Annotated in this window: 21 protein-coding genes and 3 pseudogenes; 13 read left to right on the top strand and 11 right to left on the bottom strand. The window is 62.3% G+C overall.

Features of this window, described 5'->3' with window-relative positions:
* Positions 1-54 precede the first annotated feature (54 nt).
* Together TK49_RS04110 and TK49_RS04105 are read right to left on the bottom strand one after the other, a co-directional pair.
* On the bottom strand, positions 55-255 hold the full coding sequence (locus TK49_RS04110) for a hypothetical protein (RefSeq protein ID WP_045785564.1): 201 nt from the start codon (positions 253-255) through the stop codon (positions 55-57).
* Positions 256-313: 58 nt separating this feature from the next.
* Positions 314-709 (bottom strand): PRC-barrel domain-containing protein, encoded by a 396-nt coding sequence (locus TK49_RS04105; protein ID WP_233902665.1) that lies wholly within the window; start codon positions 707-709, stop codon positions 314-316.
* 265 nt (positions 710-974) lie between these two features.
* Between TK49_RS04105 and TK49_RS04100 the strand changes: the two genes are divergently transcribed.
* Both TK49_RS04100 and TK49_RS04095 read left to right on the top strand, forming a co-directional pair.
* Entirely contained in the window at positions 975-1454 is a 480-nt protein-coding gene (locus tag TK49_RS04100; protein WP_045785562.1) for a hemerythrin domain-containing protein, read from the top strand.
* Between the two features lie 12 nt (positions 1455-1466).
* Positions 1467-3263 (top strand): thiamine pyrophosphate-requiring protein, encoded by a 1797-nt coding sequence (locus tag TK49_RS04095; RefSeq protein WP_045785561.1) that lies wholly within the window; start codon positions 1467-1469, stop codon positions 3261-3263.
* Between the two features lie 6 nt (positions 3264-3269).
* Here the strand turns inward: TK49_RS04095 and TK49_RS04090 are convergent, their stop codons facing one another.
* Positions 3270-3542 carry a hypothetical protein gene (locus TK49_RS04090; RefSeq protein WP_045785560.1) on the bottom strand — a complete coding sequence of 91 codons (273 nt, stop codon included), beginning with the start codon at positions 3540-3542 and terminating at the stop codon, positions 3270-3272.
* A 226-nt stretch (positions 3543-3768) separates the two neighbouring features.
* On the opposite strand from TK49_RS04090, the gene TK49_RS04085 reads away from it, so the two are divergent.
* The 5 genes from TK49_RS04085 to istB all read left to right on the top strand — a co-directional run bounded on the left by TK49_RS04085 (position 3769) and on the right by istB (position 8409).
* On the top strand, positions 3769-4038 hold the full coding sequence (locus tag TK49_RS04085; protein WP_045785559.1) for a MoaD/ThiS family protein: 270 nt from the start codon (positions 3769-3771) through the stop codon (positions 4036-4038).
* A gap of 48 nt (positions 4039-4086) precedes the next feature.
* Positions 4087-5220, top strand: coding sequence for a WD40/YVTN/BNR-like repeat-containing protein (locus TK49_RS04080; RefSeq protein ID WP_045785558.1), 1134 nt, complete (start codon positions 4087-4089; stop codon positions 5218-5220).
* Positions 5221-5624: 404 nt separating this feature from the next.
* Positions 5625-5942 (top strand): four-helix bundle copper-binding protein, encoded by a 318-nt coding sequence (locus TK49_RS25260; RefSeq protein WP_476727114.1) that lies wholly within the window; start codon positions 5625-5627, stop codon positions 5940-5942.
* A 177-nt stretch (positions 5943-6119) separates the two neighbouring features.
* Entirely contained in the window at positions 6120-7622 is a 1503-nt protein-coding gene (istA, locus tag TK49_RS04070) for an IS21 family transposase (RefSeq protein WP_024542408.1), read from the top strand.
* Positions 7612-8409: an IS21-like element helper ATPase IstB gene (gene istB / locus TK49_RS04065; RefSeq protein WP_024542409.1), complete on the top strand. Its 798-nt coding sequence runs from the start codon at positions 7612-7614 to the stop codon at positions 8407-8409. The genes istA and istB overlap by 11 nt, the downstream gene beginning before the upstream one ends.
* 440 nt (positions 8410-8849) lie before the next feature.
* Here istB and TK49_RS24915 read toward each other — a convergent pair.
* The 5 genes and pseudogenes from TK49_RS24915 to TK49_RS04050 all read right to left on the bottom strand — a co-directional run.
* Positions 8850-9113 (bottom strand): annotated as a pseudogene (locus TK49_RS24915) (hypothetical protein); the annotation flags it as partial.
* Between the two features lie 219 nt (positions 9114-9332).
* Positions 9333-10217 carry a hypothetical protein gene (locus tag TK49_RS04060; RefSeq protein WP_157773985.1) on the bottom strand — a complete coding sequence of 295 codons (885 nt, stop codon included), beginning with the start codon at positions 10215-10217 and terminating at the stop codon, positions 9333-9335.
* 123 nt (positions 10218-10340) lie between these two features.
* Positions 10341-10751 (bottom strand): annotated as a pseudogene (locus tag TK49_RS25220) (TniQ family protein); the annotation flags it as partial.
* A 20-nt stretch (positions 10752-10771) separates the two neighbouring features.
* A complete protein-coding gene (locus TK49_RS25215) occupies positions 10772-11428 on the bottom strand; it encodes a TnsD family Tn7-like transposition protein (RefSeq protein ID WP_167669779.1) in 657 nt (218 codons plus the stop codon).
* Between the two features lie 794 nt (positions 11429-12222).
* Positions 12223-13128, bottom strand: a complete 906-nt coding sequence (locus TK49_RS04050) for a hypothetical protein (protein WP_045785554.1) — start codon at positions 13126-13128, stop codon at positions 12223-12225.
* A gap of 1502 nt (positions 13129-14630) precedes the next feature.
* Between TK49_RS04050 and TK49_RS04045 the strand changes: the two genes are divergently transcribed.
* From TK49_RS04045 to TK49_RS04030, 5 genes and pseudogenes are all read left to right on the top strand, one after another.
* Positions 14631-15926, top strand: coding sequence for an ISL3 family transposase (locus TK49_RS04045; protein WP_045218767.1), 1296 nt, complete (start codon positions 14631-14633; stop codon positions 15924-15926).
* Positions 15927-16112: 186 nt separating this feature from the next.
* Positions 16113-16313, top strand: a pseudogene (locus TK49_RS25210) (DUF6471 domain-containing protein); the annotation flags it as partial.
* A gap of 153 nt (positions 16314-16466) precedes the next feature.
* Positions 16467-16628, top strand: coding sequence for a hypothetical protein (locus tag TK49_RS25155; RefSeq protein WP_157773983.1), 162 nt, complete (start codon positions 16467-16469; stop codon positions 16626-16628).
* Positions 16629-17165: 537 nt separating this feature from the next.
* Positions 17166-17768, top strand: coding sequence for a Fic family protein (locus TK49_RS04035; RefSeq protein ID WP_157773982.1), 603 nt, complete (start codon positions 17166-17168; stop codon positions 17766-17768).
* 8 nt (positions 17769-17776) lie between these two features.
* On the top strand, positions 17777-18280 hold the full coding sequence (locus TK49_RS04030; protein WP_045785553.1) for a protein-tyrosine phosphatase family protein: 504 nt from the start codon (positions 17777-17779) through the stop codon (positions 18278-18280).
* Positions 18281-18489: 209 nt separating this feature from the next.
* On the opposite strand, the gene TK49_RS24505 is transcribed toward TK49_RS04030, so the two are convergent.
* The 3 genes from TK49_RS24505 to TK49_RS04010 all read right to left on the bottom strand — a co-directional run bounded on the left by TK49_RS24505 (position 18490) and on the right by TK49_RS04010 (position 21611).
* Positions 18490-18738 carry a hypothetical protein gene (locus tag TK49_RS24505; protein WP_157773981.1) on the bottom strand — a complete coding sequence of 83 codons (249 nt, stop codon included), beginning with the start codon at positions 18736-18738 and terminating at the stop codon, positions 18490-18492.
* A 157-nt stretch (positions 18739-18895) separates the two neighbouring features.
* Positions 18896-19822, bottom strand: coding sequence for a hypothetical protein (locus TK49_RS23720; protein WP_157773980.1), 927 nt, complete (start codon positions 19820-19822; stop codon positions 18896-18898).
* 313 nt (positions 19823-20135) lie between these two features.
* Positions 20136-21611, bottom strand: a complete 1476-nt coding sequence (locus TK49_RS04010; RefSeq protein ID WP_045785549.1) for a DUF6035 family protein — start codon at positions 21609-21611, stop codon at positions 20136-20138.
* A 177-nt stretch (positions 21612-21788) separates the two neighbouring features.
* Here TK49_RS04010 and TK49_RS23985 point away from each other — a divergent pair, with 177 nt between their 5' ends.
* On the top strand, positions 21789-22337 hold the full coding sequence (locus TK49_RS23985) for a PAAR domain-containing protein (RefSeq protein ID WP_276203703.1): 549 nt from the start codon (positions 21789-21791) through the stop codon (positions 22335-22337).
* Position 22338 lies beyond the last annotated feature (1 nt).

The following is a 22338-nucleotide window of genomic DNA, read 5'->3' as shown; positions in this document are numbered from 1 at the left end:
CAGCAAAACGCCCGCATGCTTGCGGCGATGCGGGCGGCTGGCCAACAGGGCAGGTCAGCGGTGGCCGCCGTTGTGGCCGCGCTGGTCGTCGCGCGCGGTGCCGTTGCTGTCCTTGCCCTTGTCTTTGTCGACCACGCGCGTGATGCCGCCCGTGGCGGGCGGGTCGCTGGCCGGGAAGGTGTCTTCCACAGCCTTTTCGACGAGGTCCTCGCGCTTGTGTGCAGTCGGGTTCTTTTCCTTCTTACCCTCTTCCATAACGCTCTCCTTTTTCAAGCGGTCCTGACGACACGCACGCGAATCCCGTGCCTGCGCGTCAATATTCCTCCCAGTACGGGCGGGAGCCGTAGTACTCATGCACCGACTGCGCCCATGTCGCGTCGGCCATGGTCGGCCAATGATCCTTGTCGAAGCCGGGCGCCGTGTCGAGGCGGTCCTTGTCGGCATCGAGGACGAAGCACTTGCGGTCCACATCGAGCGACATGGCGCTCCATGGCACGGCGAACAGCTTGTCGCCAATGCCCAGGAAACCGCCCACCGACATCACCGCATACGCAATGCGGCCGCGCTGTACGTCGAGCATGATGTCGGTGATCTTGCCGAGGTCTTCCCCATTCAGGTTGACGACGCGATCGCCTTCCAGCGTCCCGGCGGCCATCAGCTCGGGCCCCGGGCCTGGCGACGTCGGATCGGCGCGCCCGATGATGCGCATGCGCACGCCGGCCGTGGTGCTGGCCCCTGCGCCCAGGCCACCGGCAGTAGTCGTGTAATCCATAGCAAATCCCTCCATCAGTTCGGGTTGAGGTTCAACGGTGCGCGACGGCCGTGCGCCGTGCATGTGCGCGCGACCGCCGTGAGCATCCATTGGCGTCAGCATGAAACCTGCCTGCGCTGCGGGCCCTCCCGCCCCGACCCGCGGCATGGCGCTTGCTCGACGGTACGGCGACCCCACCCCAAGGCAACCAGGAGAGATCCCCATGAACAAATCCGAAATTCCTGTGGCGCAGCGCGCCGTGCTGTCGATGCTGCTGGACGATCACCGCGAGGTGAAGAAACTCTTCAAGACGTTCCAGCAGGAAAAGGACAAGCCCAGCGGTGAGCAGATCGTGCGCGAAGCGTGTGAAAAGTTGACCGTCCACACCAAGCTGGAGGAAGAACTGTTCTACCCGTTCGTGCGCGACAACGGCGGCGAGGCCTTCAAGGACATCCTCGATGAAGCGCTGGTCGAGCACGCAACCGCCAAGGACCTGATCAAGCAGCTCGCGGGCATGCAGGCGGGCGACGACTTGTTCGAGGCGAAGTTCACCGTGCTGGCGGAGTACGTCGCGCACCACGTGGAGGAAGAAGAAACCGAGCTCTTCCCCAAGCTGATCCGCCAGCATGTCGACCTCTCGTCGCTGCAGGAGCCGATGACGGCGCGCAAGGAAGCGCTGCTCTCCGAAGGCGCAACGGCCTGACAAGGACGCACCATGGCACCCACTGTCTGCGATTTCCTTGTCGAACGCCTGTACCAGTGGGGCGTGCGGCGCATCTTCGGCTACCCCGGCGATGGCATCAACGGCATGTTCGGTGCATTGCAGCGTGCCGGCGGCAAGATCGAGTTCGTGCAGGCGCGGCATGAGGAGATGGCCGCCTTCATGGCGTCGGCGCATGCCAAGTTCACCGGGGAGCTTGGCGTCTGCATGGCGACGTCGGGCCCCGGCGCCGCGCACCTGGTCACCGGCCTCTACGATGCGCGGCTCGACCACATGCCGGTGCTGGCGATTGCAGGCCAGCAGGCGCGCACGGCCGTCGGCGGGCATTACCAGCAGGAGGTGGATCTGGTGGCGATGTTCCGCGACGTGGCCGGGGCGTTCGTGCACCAGGCCAGCGTGCCCGCGCAGGTGCGGCACCTGCTCGACCGTGCGGTGCGCATCGCCATTGGCCAGCGCCGTGTGACGGCACTGGTGCTGCCGAACGATCTGCAGGAAATGCCATACAGCTCGCCGCCGCATGCGCACGGCACGCTGCACTCGGGCGTGGGTTACAGCGCGCCCAGCGTGGTGCCGCATGCCGTCGACCTGGAACGCGCGGCGGACGTGCTCAACCGCGGCCGGCGCGTGGCGATGCTGGTGGGCGCAGGTGCACTCGGGGCCAGCGCCGAGGTGGCCGCGGTGGCGCAGACGCTCGGTGCCGGCGTGGCCAAGGCGCTGCTCGGCAAGGCGGTGCTGCCCGACGATCTGCCCTATGTGACGGGCGCCATCGGCCTGCTCGGCACCGAGCCGAGCTGGGAGCTCATGAACCACTGCGACACGCTGCTGATGGTCGGCTCGGGCTTCCCGTACGCCGAGTTCCTGCCCAAGGAGGGCCAGGCGCGCGGCGTGCAGATCGACATCGACCCCGGCATGCTCGGGCTGCGCTACCCGATGGAAGTCAACCTCGTCGGCGATTGCGCGCAGACGCTGCGGGCGTTGTTGCCGCTGCTCCAGCGCAAGACCGACACGTACTGGCCCGAGCGCATCGCGCGCTGGAATGCCGACTGGTGGAAGACGCTGGAAGCACGCGCACTGCAGCCGGCGTTTCCCGTCAATCCGCAGCGCGTGTTCTGGGAACTGTCACCCCGGCTGCCCGACAACGTGATCGTCACCAGCGACTCCGGCACGTGCGCCAACTGGTACGCGCGCGACCTGAAGTTCAAGCCCGGCATGATGGGTTCGCTGTCGGGCGGACTGGCGTCGATGGGCGCGGCGGTGCCGTATGCGATTGCGGCCAAGTTCGCGCATCCCGAGCGGCCCGTCATCGCACTGGTGGGCGACGGCGCCATGCAGATGAACAACATGGCCGAGCTCATCACGGTGGCCAAGTACTGGAAGCAGTGGACATCGCCGAAGTGGATCTGCATGGTCCTCAACAACCAGGACCTGAACGAAGTCACGTGGGAACAGCGCGTGATGGAGGGCAATCCGAAGTTTCCGGCGTCGCAGGACATTCCCGACGTGCCGTACCACCGCTTTGCGGAACTGATCGGCCTGCAGGGGCTTTACGTGGACAACCCCGACCAGCTGGCCGGCGCGTGGGACGAATCCCTCGCCGCAGACCGCCCCGTGGTGCTGGAAGTGAAGACCGACCCCGATGTGCCGCCGCTGCCGCCGCACGTCACCCTGCAACAGGCGCGGAACTTTGCGACCGCGCTGGCCTATGGCGATCCCGATGCCAGTGGCGTGCTGCGCGGGACGGCGCGGCAGGTGCTGTCGGCGCTGTTTCCGGTGCATCGGGATAAGGAGTGAGGCAGATCAGCGGGCGCGCCGCACCGCGTCCGCCATTGGCTTCCAATGCAGGAATCCGAACAGCAGCGTCAGCAGCACGCTGTCGAGCAGCGGGCCCTTGTGCAGCGCAACCTTGCGAAAGCAGAACACCACCTCCAGCAGATGGGCGGCCAGCAGCACGGCCGCCACGATCCGCACCCCATGGATGACGTCGGCCGACAGCGCCAGCGGCGCCGCATAGCTGCCCAGCGCGACGCCGTAGATGGCGAGCAAGAGCACTTTGTTCAGGAAGTAGAACACGCAGGTCTCCGGAAACGTTGGTGAGGCGGCGCACCGCAGCATACAAGCTGGCCGGCCAGCGTGCGCGCTTTAAACGCTCGCCGCCACGGGCACGCAGGGGTGCGACTGATGCATCGCTTCGCGGTGTTGCACCTTCCCGGCCGCCCGCGAATCCGCTCCCGCTGCGCGCTGAGCTGCCTACACTACAGAAACACCCGACACGGCCGCCCCCCGTGCGACGCCCCCCATGGCGTATCTCTTTTTTGCTGCCTCGATCCAGCGGCACATTCCGACGCCCGAGCGCGAGGTCGATGCGCGCACGCTGGGCGAAGCGCTCGACGCGGTGTTTGCCGAGCAACCCCGGCTGCGCGGCTACATCCTCGACGATCAAGGCGCGCTGCGCAAACACCTCGCCGTGTTCATCGATGGACAACCGGTGCGCGATCGGGAGCGTCTGACCGACCCGCTGGGCAAAGCGAGCCGCGTGTACGTCATACAGGCGCTGACCGGCGGTTAGCGCGCCGCGCATCAACGAATCCGCCCGTCCCTCGCCAGGAGAGCCGACATGGACGATCGATTGCTTGTCGCCACCCGCAAGGGGCTGTTCGCGCTGCGCCCCGGGGCCGAGGGCCGATGGACACTCGGCCAGCCCGACTTCATTGGCGAACCGGTAAGCATGGTGCTGCCCGACCCGCGCGACGGATCGGTGTATGCCGCGCTCAATCTCGGACACTTCGGCGTGAAGCTGCACCGGCGGCGCGCGGGCATGGCCGCGTGGGAGGAATGCGGCGTCCCGACCTACCCACAGCAGCCCGCCGACGAAGCAGATTCCGGTGACCGCGCGGATGCGGATGCGGCAACACCCGGCCCGCCCTCGCCCGCATGGACGCTGCAGCAAATCTGGTCGCTCGAGGCAGGCGGCGCCGAGGAGCCCGGCGTGCTGTGGGCCGGCACGATTCCCGGCGGGCTTTTCCGCTCGGTCGATGGCGGCGACTCGTGGGCGCTGAACCGGGCGCTGTGGGACCGCCCCGAGTGCCGCGAATGGTTTGGCGGCGGCTATGACGCGCCGGGCATCCACTCTGTGATGGTCGACCCGCGCGACAGTCGGCACGTCACGATCGGCGTGTCGTGCGGCGGGGTCTGGCAGAGCACCGATGGCGGCGCGAGCTGGCGCGTGACGGCCGAGGGCATGGAAGCCGACTACATGCCGCCGGAGCGGCGCGGCGATGCGAACGTGCAAGACCCGCACCGCGTCGTGCAATGCGCCGCCAACCCCGACGTGCTGTGGGTGCAGCATCACTGCGCGATCTTTCGATCGACCAATGGGGGCATGCACTGGCAGCGCCTGGAAGCGCAGCCATCGAGCTTTGGTTTTGCGGTGGCCGTGCATCCGCACGAGCCCGACACCGCGTGGTTCGTGCCCGCCGTGAAAGACGCATGCCGCCTCCCGGTGGACGGCCGCCTCGTCGTCACCCGCACCCGCGATGGCGGGCGCACGTTCGAAGCCCTGTCCAATGGATTGCCGCCGGCGCCGGCCTCTGACCTCGTGTATCGGCATGGCCTGGCCGTTGACCAGACCGGCACGCGCCTGGCAATGGGGTCGACCACCGGCGCGCTATGGACGTCTGCAGATGGCGGCGATAGCTGGCAGCTGGTCTCTGCGCACCTTCCTCCGATCTATTGCGTCCGGTTTGGATGACCGCGCCGTGGGGCGAGCACAAAAAAAGCCGCTGCAAACGCAGCGGCTTCTTATCGTCCAAGTAGCGGTTTGAAATAATTCGTGCGCCGCGCCCCTTAAGTTGTTGCGCCGCCGACCGCAGACCCAGTCCTGGCGCGCCTTATTTCTCGAGCGCATCTGCAAGAAATGGCTGGTTGGCTCCGGGATTCTGTCGGTGAGGACCCTTGCACGCCGTTTCGCATTAATTGTTGCGACGGCCCAAACCTCCCCCTGCTCTCCGTACAGTCCGGGGCAAAACGCCCACGCCGCAGGTGCATCTGTATCAGGGCCACGCGAGGCGTCTGCTTTCCCCCGAATCCAATTTGAGCGCCAAGCTTAGCGGCACAGAGGATGCTGCTTGAACAGCGTTACAGCGCTGGCGCACTATGGCCCACTCTCCACAGAGGCACCTTCAGGTTGACGTGGTTTCATGCGCTAATGCGTGCATGCGCGTCGCATACGGTCCCTCCACGCCAGTACACATCCGCGAAGCGGTTCTGCAGTGCGTAGACACGTGCATGCTTTTGAGCGTCTTGCTTGGTCGGCAGGAGCACCTCCCAAATGGCTTGATTCGGCAATGCGCAGAGCTGTGTGACAAATGCGTGAGCGTAAGCGAAGGACTGCTGTTCCCGTCCCTGAAAGAATGTGTCGTGCTGTGCCGACATTGCGCACTGAACCTTCGGTTGGCGGCGAGGGGTGTGTGACGCGCCGGTAGAGACAGCGTATTGACGGACACATAGACCGTTGCGGCGCAACGTGTGTATGACTGTTAACGCGCGAGCAGAATTGACCCACCTGGCGGGGTGATTTGCATCGAAATTTGACCCACGTGATTGAATGTTCTGCTCATTTTTTGAGCAGGGGATACGGAGGTGATCACGGTGGGCATGTTGGCCAAGATCAGGCGGATGTATTTCCGCGAGAAGGTGCCGTTGCGGGAAATTGCACGGCGAACGGGGTTGTCCCGGAACACGGTGCGGTCGTGGCTGCGAGAGCCAGAAGCGACGGAGCCGAAGTACCCGAAGCGGGTCAGTCCGAGCGTGGTGGACGAATGGGCGGGGCAGCTTGAGGAATGGCTGCGCACCGACAGCCATCGTCCGAAGCGTGAGCGCCGCACGGCGCGCTTCATGTTTGAAGCGATCCGGGCACAGGGCTACAGCGGAAGCTACACGCGGGTGAGCGAGTTCGCTCGGCGCTGGCGAGAGCAACAAGCCCAGGCTCCCCGACGCAAAGCGTTCGTGCCGCTGGCCTTCGAGCCAGGTGAAGCGTTCCAGTTCGACTGGAGCTGCGAGTATGTCTTCGTCGGCGGGCTGCGCCGACGTCTTGAAGTCGCCCATGTGAAGCTGAACGCCAGCCGCGCGTTCTGGCTGGTCGCCTATCCCACGCAAAGCCACGAGATGTTGTTCGACGCGCACGCCAAGGCGTTTGCCGCGTTTGGCGGTGTGCCACGCCGAGGCATCTACGACAACATGAAGACGGCGGTGGACAAGGTTGGCCGTGGCAAGGAGCGCACGGTCAACGCCCGCTTCGAGGCGATGTGCGGCCACTACCTGTTCGAGCCGGAGTTCTGCAACCGGGCCTCGGGCTGGGAGAAAGGCATCGTCGAGAAGAACGTGCAGGACCGGCGCAGGCAGATCTGGCACGAAGCGGCCCAACGGCGCTGGGCTTCCCTGGCGGCGTTGAACGACTGGGTGGCCGACCAGTGTCGGCAGGCATGGCGGGCACCACATCCGCAGTGGCCCGAGTTGATGGTCGAGGATGTGCTGCAGGACGAACGCCCCCGGCTGATGCCGAACCCGCGCCCGTTCGACGGCTACGTCGAGCAGTTCCTGCGGGTGTCCTCGACGGGACTGATCCACTTCCAGCGCAACCGCTACAGCGTGCCGACCGAGTTCGTGAACCAGCTCGTGAGCGTGCGGTGCTATCCGGCGCTGCTGAGCGTCGTTGCCGACGGTCGCGAGATAGCTCGTCACGAACGCAGCTTCGAGCGGTACCTGACGTTCTACGACTGGCAGCACTACATCACGCTGGTCGAGCGCAAGCCAGGCGCGCTTCGCAACGGTGCGCCGTTTGCCACGATGCCGCAGCCTCTCCAGGAGCTTCAGGGGCATCTACTCAAGCACGCCGGTGGCGACCGTGTGATGACGCAGGTGCTGTCCGCCGTTCGCGAACACGGCCTGGATGCCGTGCTGGTGGCGGTGCAAGCCGCGCTCGACTCAGGGCGGCCCAGCAGTGATCACGTGCTCAACGTGCTGAGCCGGCTGAAAGCGCCGGCGCAGCACCGGATCGTGGCCGCCACCACGCTCAGCCTGACCGAAGAACCTGTCGCGGATGTGAACCGCTATGAACGTCTGCGCGCACCGGAGAACCAGCATGTCCAATGAGATCGTTGCCCGCCTCAAGGCACTCAAGCTGCACGGCATGGCCAGCGGCTGGACTGAACTGTACGCGCAGTCCCGACATACCGAGTTCGATCCCGAGCGCTTCATGGAGCAATTGCTGATGGCCGAAGGTGCTGAACGCGAGGTTCGCTCGATTGCCTACCAGATGGCCGTCGCCCGGTTCCCGGCGCACCGCGACCTGAAGGGCTTCGACTTCGCGCAGGCCCGTGTCGACGAAGGGCTGATCCGGGATCTGTACCAGATGAAGTTCCTCGACAGCGCACACAACGTCGTGCTCATCGGCGGGCCGGGCACCGGCAAGACGCATCTGGCAACCGCCATCGGCATCGAGGCCATCCAGCGTCACGGCAGGCGCGTGCGCTACTTCTCGACGGTCGAACTGGCCAACACACTGGAGTTGGAAAAAGCTGCCGGCAAGCACGGACAGCTCGCGCACCGGCTTATGCATGTCGATCTGGTGATCCTCGACGAACTGGGCTACCTTCCGTTCAGCCAGACCGCCGGCGCGCTACTGTTCCACCTGCTCTCGAAGCTGTACGAACGCACCAGCGTGGTGATCACGACCAACCTGAGCTTCGGGGAGTGGGCCAGCGTGTTCGGCGATGCCAAGATGACCACGGCGCTGCTCGACCGCCTCACGCATCACTGCCACATCGTTGAAACCGGCAACGAGTCGTGGCGCTTCAAGACCAGCTCGGCGAAGGCTAGGCCAGCCCGTCGAAAGGGCTCAAGGGAGGCAGAAAACGAAGAGTTATCCACACCGCAGTAACGCTTTACGCCGTCTCGGGGTGGGTCAAATTTAGATGAAAACCGTGGGTCAAATTTAGCTGCGCGCCAACACCATGCCCAACTCCTCAGCATTTCCGTCGGTGTAGCGGGTGTTCTCTGCCGTGCCTCACGGCGGTCCCCCGCGAAGACGATGGGCCTTTCCGGGTCAAACAGAACATTGCGGTCTAGCCGTAGGAAACCGAAGGCCACTGCGGTTGCAAAGAGATACTCGCCGGCGTCAGGCACTAACCCGAGCGTGCGCGCGGCACGCCGGCGGACTGCGTTTGCTGAGCCTCTTCGGCTGCCTTTCAGAAGCGCATGCGAGAACGTTCCGGCCAGGTCGTAGAGCGACCATATGTCCGTATCACGCACCGTGTGATAAAAAAGTCGGCAGTTGGTGTAGTGCTCGTCGGTGACTTCATCGCCCTTGACGAGTTCCCATGACCAGCCGAGCCGGTCGAGATAGGCGCGCTCCCGTTCCTCGCGTCTCGCGTCTTCGACCGTTGGCACATGGGAAGGACTCTTGACCGAGATAGCGTGATAGCGCGGCACCGAGCAAGTCGGCGTCACGTACGTGACGACCACATCCAGCGTCGTCATCTCAGTACGGCGTACCCGCCGACCCTGTTGTTGTGCCCGCAGAAGCGTTTCGTCATCACAGAATGGGTATTGCTCGCGAATATCGATGACATACGGATGGAACATCAGCGCGTATAGCACGCGTGTCTCATTCGTCGACAGCGCCTCCAGGCGCCGGTCGAACTTGAGGTCGGCGAGCGTCGTACGTGTACTGTTCCTTGGTGGCCGCGCCTTGTGAAACGCAGCGTAGAGCGGCCCCTGGTGCATGCCGTAGGGGTCCAAAGGCGTGAGTGCGATGTCCCTTGGTGTAACGAAGGGAGCATTCAATTCAAAGATTTTCATGACTTAGATGCCGGCAGCAGGTGCCGCTGATTCGGCGAGATATGGCAGCACACGCATGCGTGCCAGATGTTCGGTTTTGGTCTCCGCGCAGCGCTTCAGCGCTTGAGCGGCTTTCGGCAGCAAATGGCGGATGCGGAACCACGCCGGCCCCATCGGATGTCCGTCCAGCAGTTGCTTGGAACTGATTCGCCCAGGGTGGCCGGCGGCTACCAGGGTTTCGGAGCGCGCATAGATGTGCTCCACAATTGAGGAATCGAGCTGGGCAACATCGCCGAGTACCTCCACGTCGGCCGCATCAAGCTCATCCCGGGTGAGCAGCTCGCGGGCGCCTTCAGGCAATTGCAGGAGCAGCGTCGCCCTGTGAGCACCAGGTCGCTCATGGCGAAGCTGCTTATAAGCTGCCAATAGAGCCGGTGCGTCATTCCTCGTTCGCACTTGACGGGACTTCTTGCGACGATGGTCGCCCTGCGGGTCACTTCCCGCCACGAACGCCCCATACCGCCGCATGGCCGGGCTCGCCGGCCAGCGAGCTCCGCGTGCCGCGCGCTCGACAGCGTCCCAGGTTCCCCAGAGGCCGAGCAGCAAAGCGATGGTTCGAAGTGGGTGGCGCAGGACAGCGCGTCCCCTCAGCACATTTCCGACGCGAGCGAACGGAATGGTGTGAAAGCTCATGCGTTCGAACGATTCGCGCAGCCGCGCCTCCTGTATGAAAGCGAGCCAGGCCTTCTGCCGTCCTTCCTCTCGCCGCGGGATTCCGATTCGGGCTGCACCGAGCCGAACCAACGAGCCAATGGAGCGTGCGTCGAGTTGCGGGAGGTAGCTGCAATCAAGCAGCTTGCTTGCCGCGTGAGCCACCTCAATCTCAAAGGCAATTGAACCGAGGCTCAAAGCCCCCTTACCGACCAAAGGAATCAGGGGGCAGTCGCATCGGTGGCCTGGGAGCGGAATGAGGGAGGCCCAATTGTTCGGAGTACACGCCCGACAAGGTGCAAGGAGCGGCTTTGCGTGCTTTGCGCAGAACAGCACTCCAGGGATTTGATGCTCGGTACGCCAAAACGGGACTCCGGTGGGAGCAATGTCATGCCGTACGCAATCATCACAATATGCGGGCTGGAACGTCGCCCACCCGCTGTGCGGTCCGCCGGCGCCAATCATCGCCGGCAAGCCATGCACTGGCTCCCCCAGCAGGTGCGAGCGAACCTTGGCTGCATCCTCCGGAGGCAGCATGCGGCTATACAAGGGGTAGAGCGTATGGCGGTCGACAACATAGTCAGCCGGTCCAATGACGCTCTTGAATGGCAGAGCGCGTTGAGCAATGCGGCTTGGGAAACACCACGATTTGAAGTCCGGGCACGTCGTTGCGGTGACTTCGTGCCGAGCACAGTGTCCCGTCCACCACTCACCGGGCGCCAATCCGCTCATCTGCAAATAGTGCAGGCGTGTCATCGTGCTTGCTCCTCACGGTCGACTGCGTGTAGCGCGCGACAGAGGGTGGACTCGCGGAGACTCACTCGCCGCGCCAGCACGGAAAGGGCTGCGGCATGCGGGTCAAGCTCGAGAGCATCCTGCAGAGACGCAACGCGTGCCTGCACCAACTCCACGCGGGAAATACATTGCTGAGACACGCCAGCGTCAACGGCAGACAGACGGCCATAGGCGTAGTCCGTCACGCCGAGCCGCACCCGAACCTGGTATGCCGTGCCGAGATGGAGCAAGCCGCGGCGGTCCTGCCGTGGGACCGCTGGGACACGGACACACGGCGCGAGCAACGCTTCCAGCTTCGAACTGCGTCTCCCGCCTCGCCTGGTTGCGTTAGACGGTTGATGACAGAGCAACCAAGCGCGGTCATTGCGATAGAGCCATGCCCAAACCGCGTAGAGTCCACCTCTGAGCGCCGTCCTTCCCGCATCGGGATGCGCTGCCTTGTGGGCGAGCCACTGCTGACGATGAATCTTGACGTCGGCGCGTGATGGTCGATATGGCGTACCGGCTTGACGAGACGGTACCGTCCGCACAGCAGGCTTGGCTGGCGCAATACAGCAGGACCCTCCTTGGCGCGCGATGAACCAATTCAACAGCGCCAACCAAGCGGGGTGCATGGGGCGCTCTTTGCGCTCTGCGGCTCGTAGCAACCAAGCAGCGAAACCCTCGAATCTTGTGACCGTAGTGAGCCGACAATCTTCGAATCCCTCTCGGGCAACCAGGGTCCAATCGCTCGTAAGATGCGAGATGTTCCAGCGGCCGCCCACGCGCCGGTAGCCACAAGCGGTCAGCTTCGCCAAGGTGTTGGCCCGGAGGTCCTCAGGATTTCGCACCGACAACAGCGCAGAGGCGCACGCCGCGTACAACGCACTGTTGCGACGAGCCCCTGGCCGGCCAAGCATGAACATCCCGGCTTCATAGGTACTGGACTCATCCTCCAGATGGAGCAGTTCGCCGTGGTCTCCACACCTGGAGATGAAGGGTAGGCAATGGCATACGAAAGAGGGCTGCCTCCCGATGACTGGCATCGCCTCTGCCTTGCAGACTGGGCAACGCAACCCATATCGGTTTCCTGGTTCCAGAAGTACCGGGAGCCGGGGAAACACCGTCCGGCTCCGTGTTCCGAATTGAAGTTGAGCAACACCACGTGCCGCGCACTCTGGTGCCATCCCCGCAGCAAAAGCGGGAAAACATGAGTGCTCCGTCAAGATGTCCCACGGCGACCCGTATAGGTCTCCCAGTACCTGTTGCCATGTCTGAAGCCGGCAAGGCACGCTATAGAGGAACGCACCACCCCGTCGAAAACTGAGATGGGCAAGCCGTTTTGTCGCAGGCTCGACCGATACAGCAGCATCGGATACTAGGATGCTTGTGGCCGACTCCCCGGCCAGTGTGTTCAGAGGAAGATGATTCATTTCGTGTCCTCCTTTTGGAACTGCAGGCCCGCTCGTGACGTCACCAGCATGCGTTCGGGCATGGGAACGAGCAACGGTGCGTGGCCGGTTGGCAACCAGTCACTGAACCGACGCAAGCCATCCACTGTGAAGCCTCGACCGTCACCAAGGGTTGTGAGCGACTGCAACGCAGGCCCTTCGATGTAGAGGGCCTCGTCAATCAGCGTGTCGAGGTTGTGGGGTGCCCTGGACATGTCGGCTTTACCGACAGAGCGCCCCAATTGAAAACAGACCTTCTGGGCCAGTGCGAGTCGGCAATGCGTCTTCTTTGCCAGGGTCTCGACAAGCCAGCTCGGTGCGGGACCCTGGCCCTTCATCGTCTTCTGGAATGCCAAGGTGCAGAGGTCAGCATAAGCCTGCGAGGTCGCCGATGGCGGGTCCATGCATAGCACGCCTCCGGCTGTCAGCTCGCTGGCCGCGCTGGTTTTGCGCATCAGATGCGAAGCGGCAGCAGTGCTTGCCATCATCAGAATGGGAATCCCGGTGGTCCGAGTGAACTGCCCGAGCAGATTCCACAGCGAATTTGCCGCCCTGGCCCCTGCATCGCGACCATTGATGCGCTCAACCACAATGAGGCCAACGTTGGCAGCGATGCTGAAACCGCTGAGGATTGAGAGCGCTTCTTCATGGAGCCGGAAGCGCGACGGTCGAATAGCCGTGGAGTAATGCGAGCCGAGTGCTCTGTCGAACGCGCCTAAGAAGTTCGTCACGAACTGTGCCGGAGCGCCGCCGTCAGGCCACATTACCCGCAACACCGGAATCTGGATGTAGTGCACGCTTCCTGTCGGCGTGGGCACGTGCAGAGGAATAGGTTCTTCGCCGAGGAAGCTCGCGATGCGCTCGGCAATGACGCGACGCCCCATTCGTGCTGGTGTGACAAAGAGGAGGCCGCGCGGTCGGGCGCCCGGGACGTTCAGTTCCGGCCTCAGCCAGAGGTGGCCGTGCCTGTCACTTCCCTGAGCTGCGGAAGACAAGGCCGAATGTGCCGTGGCGTGGAATGCGGGGGACAGGGGATTCCGGTGAGCGTAGCCTCTTCGTACCAAGGCGGTCACCTGCCCAAGCAGGCGGGTGTGCTCGGGAAACGGAATCAACGGTTGCTCCTCGTCTTGCCCAATCCGACTGCGGCGCACAGCTCGATTCGCTGGCACAGGAGCGTCGGGATGCCAGCCGCGGAGAAATATCGTTGCTGCCGCGTTCCCCTTCGGTACCGCCGGGAGGTTGTTGACACAGGGGTTGTCCTCGCCGGCCGGCAGGACGTCGACAACGGTCGTGTTTTCGTTTTTATGGTTCATTGCTGAAAACCGGATGGGTTGCGCCGTTTCCGGGCGAGTTGGGGCCTCGCAAACGGCGCGATACGTTGATGGTTTCCGAGCCTTCTGAAGACGTGCGGGCACAGCGCTGCCAGCGTGCCTGTAAAAGCACGCGCGCAACCAAGCATCCGCCGGGTCAATCGGCGGTGCGGCTAGGTGGCGAAGCTACGCGTTACCGTCTCGGTAGGCTCGGTCCGATGGCGCGGTCAGGAAGCAGAGCTTCCTGGCACAACCGCGCACAGCGGTGGCCGCAAACGAGGACGCGAACAGGCCGGCAATAGGTTGCCTGGCGGTCGGAATGAAGGGAGCAGAGCAATCGCTCTGCGAATAGATGGGGATGTAGGCGTAGCCACAGGTTTCTCCATGTCGGTTAGCCGCCCTTCGTACGGGCGAGCGAAAACACTTGACGGAAACGCCCCCTTGTGGCAGGATACGCGCGAGAGTCCAAGCTCGCGGTTCCTGCCACAGGAGTCGCTCAAAGGCAAGTCCTGGTTCAATCCGGGACTTGCCTTTGTCTTTTGTGGGGTACCGCTCCCAAAACACAAACGCAAATCCCGGACATGTTGTCGACTGCGTGCAATGTGCAGTTACCACACTTTTGCAGCCGGCGAGAATCTTAACTATCTCGGCCATCGAAAACAAGAGGTAAACTCGCACATAAGTCACTGAAGTCAGGATTGACTATTCAAGCTATATTATTTAATTAAGTTCGGCGAGAAAGCAGGCCAATTTCAGCGCTTATCAGTAAATTCGCAATCAGCAAGTCATTAAACGCCAATCGCCCGGAAACCAGCCTGCGGCGCGGCCTCCTAAAGTTAACGTTCCAAGCAAACTGAATTGCGAAATCAGCGATTATCAGATACACGTTTCCCATTAAATTGGTAATCACGCAAACGCCAAAAGAACGTGAGTGCGGACGCCGGTCCTTCGTCATTTCGTGTGGAACACAACACTCACAATGACTCCTGGTCGTCGAGCCCGGTGGGCATGTGTGCAGGCCGCTGGTCGGCCTGTGCACATGTCCACCGGGCGGGTTTGAGCAGGAGGATGAGTCCATGGGCATTGCCGTAGAAGCTCTGTTCACCAGCGCGCTGGGCTTGCAGCCGCCGTGGGTCGTCGATGACGTCAGGCTCGACACCGCCAAGCGGCGTATCGACTTCGAGATCGGCTGCCACACCAGCAGGATCGCCTGCCCGGCATGCGGTGCGGCCACGCAACCGGTGCACGACCGGCTGCGCCGATCCTGGCGGCACCTGGACTTCTTCCAGTTCGAGGCCTGGCTGCACTGCGACGTGCCGCGCGTGGCCTGCGGTGCCTGCGGCAAGACCACGCAGGTGGCCGTGCCCTGGGCGCGTCCGGGCTCGGGCTTCACCGCGGCGTTCGAAGCGCTGGCGCTGACCTTGTGCCTGGACCTGCCGGTGCGCCAGGCCGCCGAGTTGCTGCGCTGCAAGGACAAGCGGCTGTGGCGGCGCATCGAGTTCTACGTCGAGCAGGCGCGTGCGCTGGAAGACTTCTCCGGCGTGCGCACGGTGGGCATCGACGAGACCAGCCTGCGGCGCGGGCAGCACTACATCACCGTCGTGCACGACCTGGATCGCAAGCGGCTGCTGTTCGCCACCGAGGGGCGCGAGCACCGCACGGTGGTGGAGTTCGCCGAGGATCTGAAGGCCCATGGCGGCGATCCCGCCCAGGTGCGGCACGTGTGCATGGACATGAGCGCGGCCTACGCCAAGGGCGTGGCGCTGGCGCTGCCCGAGGCGCAGATCAGCTACGACCGCTTTCACGTCGTCTCGATGGCCATCGAGGCGATGGACCAGGTGCGCCGCGCGGAGATGGCCACCGACGCGCAGGCGGTGCGAGCCGCGCTGGGCACTGGCCAGCGTAAGACGCTCAGGCAGCTGCTGTGGGGCATGCGGCGCAACCCCAGCAGCTGGAGCGCCCGCCAGATCCAGGCGATGCACTGGCTGCAGCGCTCGACGCTCAAAAGCGCGCGGGCGTGGCGGCTGAAGATGGCGCTGCGCGAGGTGTACGCGCGGGCCACAGCGCACAACAGCATCGAACAGGCCGCATCCGACCTCAGGGCCTGGCTGAGCTGGGCGCGGCGCTGTCGGCTCGAGCCGTTCAAGAAGCTGGCCGCCACGCTCAAGGAGCGGTTCGACGCGGTGGTGCGCGGCATGGTCGATCACCGCAGCAACGCCTTCGTCGAGGCGATGAACGGGCTGCTGCAGCAGGCCAAGCGCGCCGCGCGCGGCTTCAGGACGAGCCAGAACTTCATCGCCATCGCCTACCTGCGCATGTCCAAGCTCAAGCACCTGCCGGCCAGCCCGTTCGCGCCGGCGATGCCCCAGTGACAGTGTTGCTTTCCACACGAAACGACATGGAGCCCGGACGCCTCACCCGGTCTTAAGTAGCCAAAATACAAGCCGGAGCGCACAATAATGCTCATTTCAAAGCTATACTGGATAGACCCGTCAGCGTTCGGCTTGCTATAGCGCCAATTTCACGGCGCTGACGCGGCATACTCAGGGAACTGAACAGTGAGCCATGTGGAGACTCCTTGGACGCGCCTTGCGTCGCGCACGCTTCGCGGCCTGCTTATCCGTAAGGGGGCAACGTATTCGAGTGCGGCCGAACGCCTTCGGCGTTGCGGGATAGACGAGACGACTCGAAGCGTTGAAGGCAAAGCCACACGAGGGACCTACTCGCTGGCGTTCTTTTTGCAGGTACTCGCCGCTGTTGACTCGGAAAACCCTTCCCACTGGACGAGAGTCTTGGACCGGTGCAATGACTGGGAAGAATGTGCGACACATATCTTCCTCCTAGAGCTGAAGAGGCAACGCGTAGACCTGACAAGGTTTGCAAAACACCTTGCAAAGGTCAGCGCAGACATCATGCCAGAAGCGCTGATGGCGCTGATTGAAACCGGTAGCTTCCCCTTCACCTTATTGCTGCAACTCTCAAGCCTCTCAAATATCACGGGCTTGGAGCGTTTTGTCGACCACAGCGACATCGCAGCAGCCGCAGCGGAAAGTAAGCAGCACCTCTCCACGTAGCTTTGCGGACCACACCGAGCATGACACCTATATTCTTGGTGTGGAATATTCCACACCAAGAATATAGAGCCATTCGAAAGAAACGCAAGAAAAATATCGGCTGCAGGCTTGCTGCTCGCGAGGTTCACGTCTATTAAATGAGGCGTTGGCAAAAGCATGCTCGTGGTCTAAAACGGAGATGGTCACGCCTCGATAAAGCTCCAGTGAGACGAGCCGCCCTTTTCACAAACCTGGGACGCTTCTTTTGCGAAGACGGCTGTGGGCTCCGAGACTGAAAGCGCAGCGCATCCAATCTGGTCGACATCGGCAGTCGAGCTTATCCATCGGTTCGACGTCCCAATGGCGGCTCGAGGTCCTGCCACATACCAGCGTGATTTCGTCCAACGGTACGCACCGAATCAATCGCAGCTGATGCCGCGCGAAGTGGCGGAAGAACTCTATCGTGCCGGGAGTCGGAGCCAGGCTCGTTCCGCTGGCGACTGGTCAGACCGTACCCTCGTAGAGCCGCTCGTCGACCTGTCTTGGAACTCGTCCCGCTTGGAAGGCAACCGCTACAGCTACCACGCGGCGGCAGAATTGCTCAACGGCGGAGCGCTTCGCTGTGATGTCGACACGGTGATGCTGCTCAATCACAAAGCCGCACTTGAATTCCTTGTTCACGATGTTTCTCAGGAGGGCCTTTCAGCCGTAGTCCTGCGGAACGTGCACGCGATTCTCATGCAGGACCTGGTTGCGGATAGCAGCTCGCTTGGCGCCATTCGTCAGGGCCCGTTAGGCATTGCCGGCACGCTCTACTCACCAACGCAGGAGCCTGATGTCATCGAGGCGATGCTGGAATCCATCGTGGACAAAGCGGACCGCATCGAGAATCCAGTCGAGGCTGCCTTGTTTCTATGGATACAGCTTGCTTACCTGCAACCGTTTGAGCACGGGAACGCGGCGACCAGCCGGCTCGCGGCAAACATCCCGCTGCTGCTTCGCAACTGCGCTCCCCTCACGTTTCAGGATGTCACCAGAGAACACTATGCGCGTGCGATGCTTGCCGTATATGAGCTCCGGGATGCAACGCTTGCGGCCGACCTGCTCTCATGGAGCTATCAGCGTTCCATGGCGAAATGTGCGGCGGCCCGAGATGCTTGAGGCCGAGAATGGCGCAACGCCTGCAAGACATCCTTAGCAAGCTGTACAGGCCTCCGGCCGATGGCAGACGGCAGGTGTTCGCACTATCCCGGGCGGACGCTGAGAGGCTGCCCGAACTCGAATCGATTGCAGTCATCTCCGTCACGGCGCCAGAGCGCCCGCCAGCCAATATCGCTGCCTTTGCTCACGTGCTGCGGCTGAAGTTTGCCGACGTCGACTTCCTTAACCCGGATTTGTCTGCTCGAGCAAAGGAGAAGCTTCCTCACGCGTTCACGGCTGAGCACGGCTCTGCAATTCGCGCTTTTATCGAAGCTCTACCCGCGGAAATCGCTTCGGTTGTCGTGCACTGCGAAGGTGGATACTCGCGCTCATGCGCGATTGCAGTTGCGCTGCATCGACTGTACGGATACCACGCCGAATTGTCCCACCTGTGCCAGGCCAACCCTTCAATCGTTCGCGTAATGACCGGCGATGTTCGTGGGCATGATGAGCGGAAGCGTGCGCGCCGCTGATGCGTATCCAGGCATGCTGTCTCCTCAAAACGGCGTCGACACACGAAGGAGCACGACGATGACTTCCGAGAACCCAATCGACCTAGACGTTGCGTTGCGCAAATTGCATGAACTCGCGTTAGCAGACGGTGACCTCGGTTCCGAATATTGGCACCAGATTGCTCAGTTGCTCAGGCGGGCAGCCAGTATGGAGGCCGAAATTGAGACACTCACGCAAGAGCTCGAAAAGTGCCGTGCGAGGCGGGGCACATAACATCGGCAAAGAGATGGAAAGATTGCGCGGCTGGTTGGGTTTTTGCGCCCCATTTGTAGGGGCATTTGTTGTGCTGAACAGATGCGCTGATGGCGGCGTAGACCGCCACTTTATCCATGATGCTCACCATCAGCGTTGGCGGTTTGGCGCTTGTCCAAACCATGCCGGTGGCAAGACGGTCGAACTGAGCCAGAGTGAGGTCCACCGGAATAGGCCGGTACATCACATGGAAAATGCTATGAACACTGCAAACCAACCTCAATACCCTGCCAACCTGCCGAGCAAAACGGGGAATCCATCTGGCGGCGGTCGCAGCAACAATACCCCGAAGGGCAAGTAGGAACAGCCTGATGCGCCGCGCGCTAACCGGCGCCCTTGTCGAGTGCGAGCGCCCTGACTTGGTCGGCCTGCTTCCGATGATAGGCAAGCCACTTCGGATAGCGGTCGGCCACCCAGCACTGGAAGCTTTCGTGTCCAAAGGGATAGACGTATCGCGCCGCATGACTTCTGGTAAGGGCGGCCCCCAGCGCGGGTTGGCACTGGTCTACGGCGCTCTCGGCATAATGACCCAGCATGTTCAAGTGTTTGGCACACCAGAGCTGTGGATATAGCCGCTCCTCCTCACTATGCATGCCATACGCTTCCAGAAGCGCGCGAAGCTTAGCCACTTCGGGGGAATGTGAACCCGCGCTCCACCGTTCGAGCGTGCGCCTGTCCAACGTCGTCTGGCTGCCCTCTTTACTGGATAGCACCGCCCCCATACTCGCCTTGCCCAAACGGCGCTGCAGTTCATCGTAGAACAGGCTGGTGGGGTTACGGCCAGGGCACACGCTGGATGGCATGAGACAACCGAACAGAGGGCCCGTCTCGTTCCCGCGAGCAACGTCCCATGCCGCGAGGAAGCCGAGATGGACTTCCCCCGCCATGCTGAACCTTAGCTCGGCCATGTTGTTGAGAGAGGAAGCGGTCCGCAATCGCTCGTAGGCAGATGGCCACAGCACTTGCTGCAACAGCGGATGCTGAGCAGCGAAGTCCGCGGCAGAGGGCCAATCGCCTCGCCGACACAGCTCCAGAACCGTATTGCTGGCACGTTCGGCGGCAACCAGGTAGAAGTGATGCCCCTCCCAGGTTTCCGGACCAGCGCCTAGGCCGTGAAAGAGCGCCTCGTACATGCCCAGCCCATCCACCCAGCGCTGAGCCTCCACGTCGCCGGCCAGGGCGCGTTGGAACGGCTCGAATTTGACCGATGCCCCCAACTTCGCGGACATTCCGTCCAGAATTCCCGCCACGGTAGCTCGGTCCGATGGCCGTTCAGGGCCACCCCGACGCAAGAACCGAGTCAGACGCTTGAGCACAGCGGCGAGGCCGAGTGAGGCCACCTCGCGCTGAATACCAATTCCGTGGATTTTGTTGTGCACAGCCGGGGCCAGCAAGCACAAACCAACTATAGGCAGCGGGCTTGGCCGACCGTCAAAGGGCTTGTGGAATGTCACGGATGACTTGTTGTTGCGGGGCATGTGCGAGGAGGCCTAACAGCAGCGCTCTCAGCGTCGGGCTACAGCAGCCACTGCCGGGCGTTTTTTCTATGGAATAGCGCAGAACTCAGGTAGATGCTCCGCCCGTTCGCACGCGTCTTGCTGGGTCCAGTTCTGGGAAGAGAAGCTTGAAGGCTTGGTCGAAATCCCTCTTCACCACCATCGGGGTATTCTCCTTCCGCTCAGAGAACTCGCGAAAATTGGTAGAGGCGATAGATTCCGGCCGGTCGTACCCTATGTCGCTGAACTTGCCATAGATTCTTGCAGCATAGCGAAACACGCCGTAGTATCCGAAGGCCGCACGAAACACCCTGTCTTCCAACTGCTTCCAGTTCAAGCTGGGGACGCCGACAATCCGACCTAGCCGCAACGAGATAAGGCCGCTCAAGATGGTACGAAGGTCATCCCGACCCTCGAGAGACCGGGGGGCTGTTGCGCAGACGGGGTGGAGATACGGCGCCAGCACGCCGTACGTGTAGTTCTGGACCCGAAGCATGCCAAAGTGGTCGGGCTCATTCGATGCTATAAGCCACGCGCGCTCCAGCTCGCTGGGCATGATGTCGTAGCGCGGCTGCAGTGCAACCCGCTCCCCCAGTTCCCTGCCGTCATCTTGCGTGGAGGTTGAACGAGCTGTGTGAAGCTCCTTTTGCCTGAACGGAGGAAGCGCTGCGCGAGCCGCGAGCTCCGCCTTGAGCTTGCCATGTGCCGCATCGAAATCGAAGAAGTAGGCTCGTTGCTTATCGAAGTCGAGCGTCAACTGCGACATGCCTACCAGCTTCTTGTGCCATTTGAACTGAATACTGCTCTGCTGCAGAACAGGTTCCTGCCAACGACACCATAGCTTGAGCTCATTCTCCCGCTTCGATGCAGCGACGCTCTCAGCATCCACGGAAAACAAGTTGCAGTTGTTGTTATAGAAGACGTCTCTCTCGCTGAACCTCAGCACATCCTCCGCAAGCATTACGTCTCGAAATATCCAGAACAGCAACGCTCCTTCCTGAAGGTAGAACTGTCGGCGAGCTGCAATGACGGATATGAACGTCGTGGAAAGTTGGGCCTCGAACACAAGCGTCTTGCCGCGCCAATCTCCACGGACATCCGGCTTGCGCCAGACGGAGCGGTCGAGCCAGCTTTGCATCCGAGCATCTTCGATGATTGTGTTCGGCTCGACATCACGGTCCGCACGCAGACTCTCCACCAGCCAAGCCTTCATCTGCTTGTGAGCCTGTGATTCTTTCGCGCCGTTGTACTTGAGAGCATCCCATTGGTCCTTGGTTAAAACGTATCCGGACCGATAGGGGCATTCCGCCCCGGGGTTCTTGGGATGAGCGAAATGGTAGACCCGCTCAAGCGACCCGCGGATGCTCAGCGATTCCAAGCAATATAGACACGTGTAGCGACGCTGGCCGTTCTCAAGCCGCATGATTTCATCGTCCAGCCGCTGCCGATGCTTGTCAGCTGTCCCGCCCTCAAGGACGGTGTCGGCTGCCACCTGGGCATGCGTCAGGTTGTCGTAGACGATGTCAATTGTTCGAGTTGCCAATCGCAGCCTCTTATCGTTGCCCGCATCTCCCCGGAGTCCCTCAACGTCTCCAAGCCATATGATAGCTACGCCCCCGCCTCCGTGCGGTAAAGGCTGGTCTGAACAACATTCAATTGTCATCCGCTTCGAGCTGCCCCAAAGTGTCGGCCGCCGTTCCGCACGACCGCGACGGTTTTGGTGCTAAGGAGATGGAGGTCGATATTGCATGCTTGCGCAGTTCTGGGCGATAGGACGACGACAGGAGGCACAATAATCACAGCCGGCGCCGGCTCGTTCATGACTATCGATGGCAAGGCCGCCGCGCTCTGGGGCGACATTGCTACGTGCCCTGGATGCAAATCGACCGGGAAAATCACCGGCGAAACCTTCCCCATCCAGACCGTCAACGGTGTTCCGGTAGCCCGGCACAATGACCTGGTGCTGTGTGGCTGCCCAAAGAAGCCGCGCATTGTTGCTACAGCCATTCATCATGGCGTGGCAGACCATGCAAGCGGTACGGGAACGGTAGGCGAGCTGCAGCCACCGCATAATGAGCGGGAAATGTTCGACCGTCATTTCCAGCTGGTCGATGAGGTCAGCCAGCAGCCTCTGGCTGGCCGCCGTTATCGCCTTACCTGGCCAGGCGGCTCGGCGGAAGGGGTTACAAACGCGTCCGGGCATACGCAGCGCGTCCAGGGACTTGACCCCCACACCGTACATCTCGAAGTGTTGCCCGAGGGCGATTGAT

Source organism: Ralstonia mannitolilytica (assembly GCF_000954135.1).
Classification (GTDB): domain Bacteria; phylum Pseudomonadota; class Gammaproteobacteria; order Burkholderiales; family Burkholderiaceae; genus Ralstonia; species Ralstonia mannitolilytica.
This window is presented reverse-complemented; position numbering and strand designations above follow the sequence as displayed.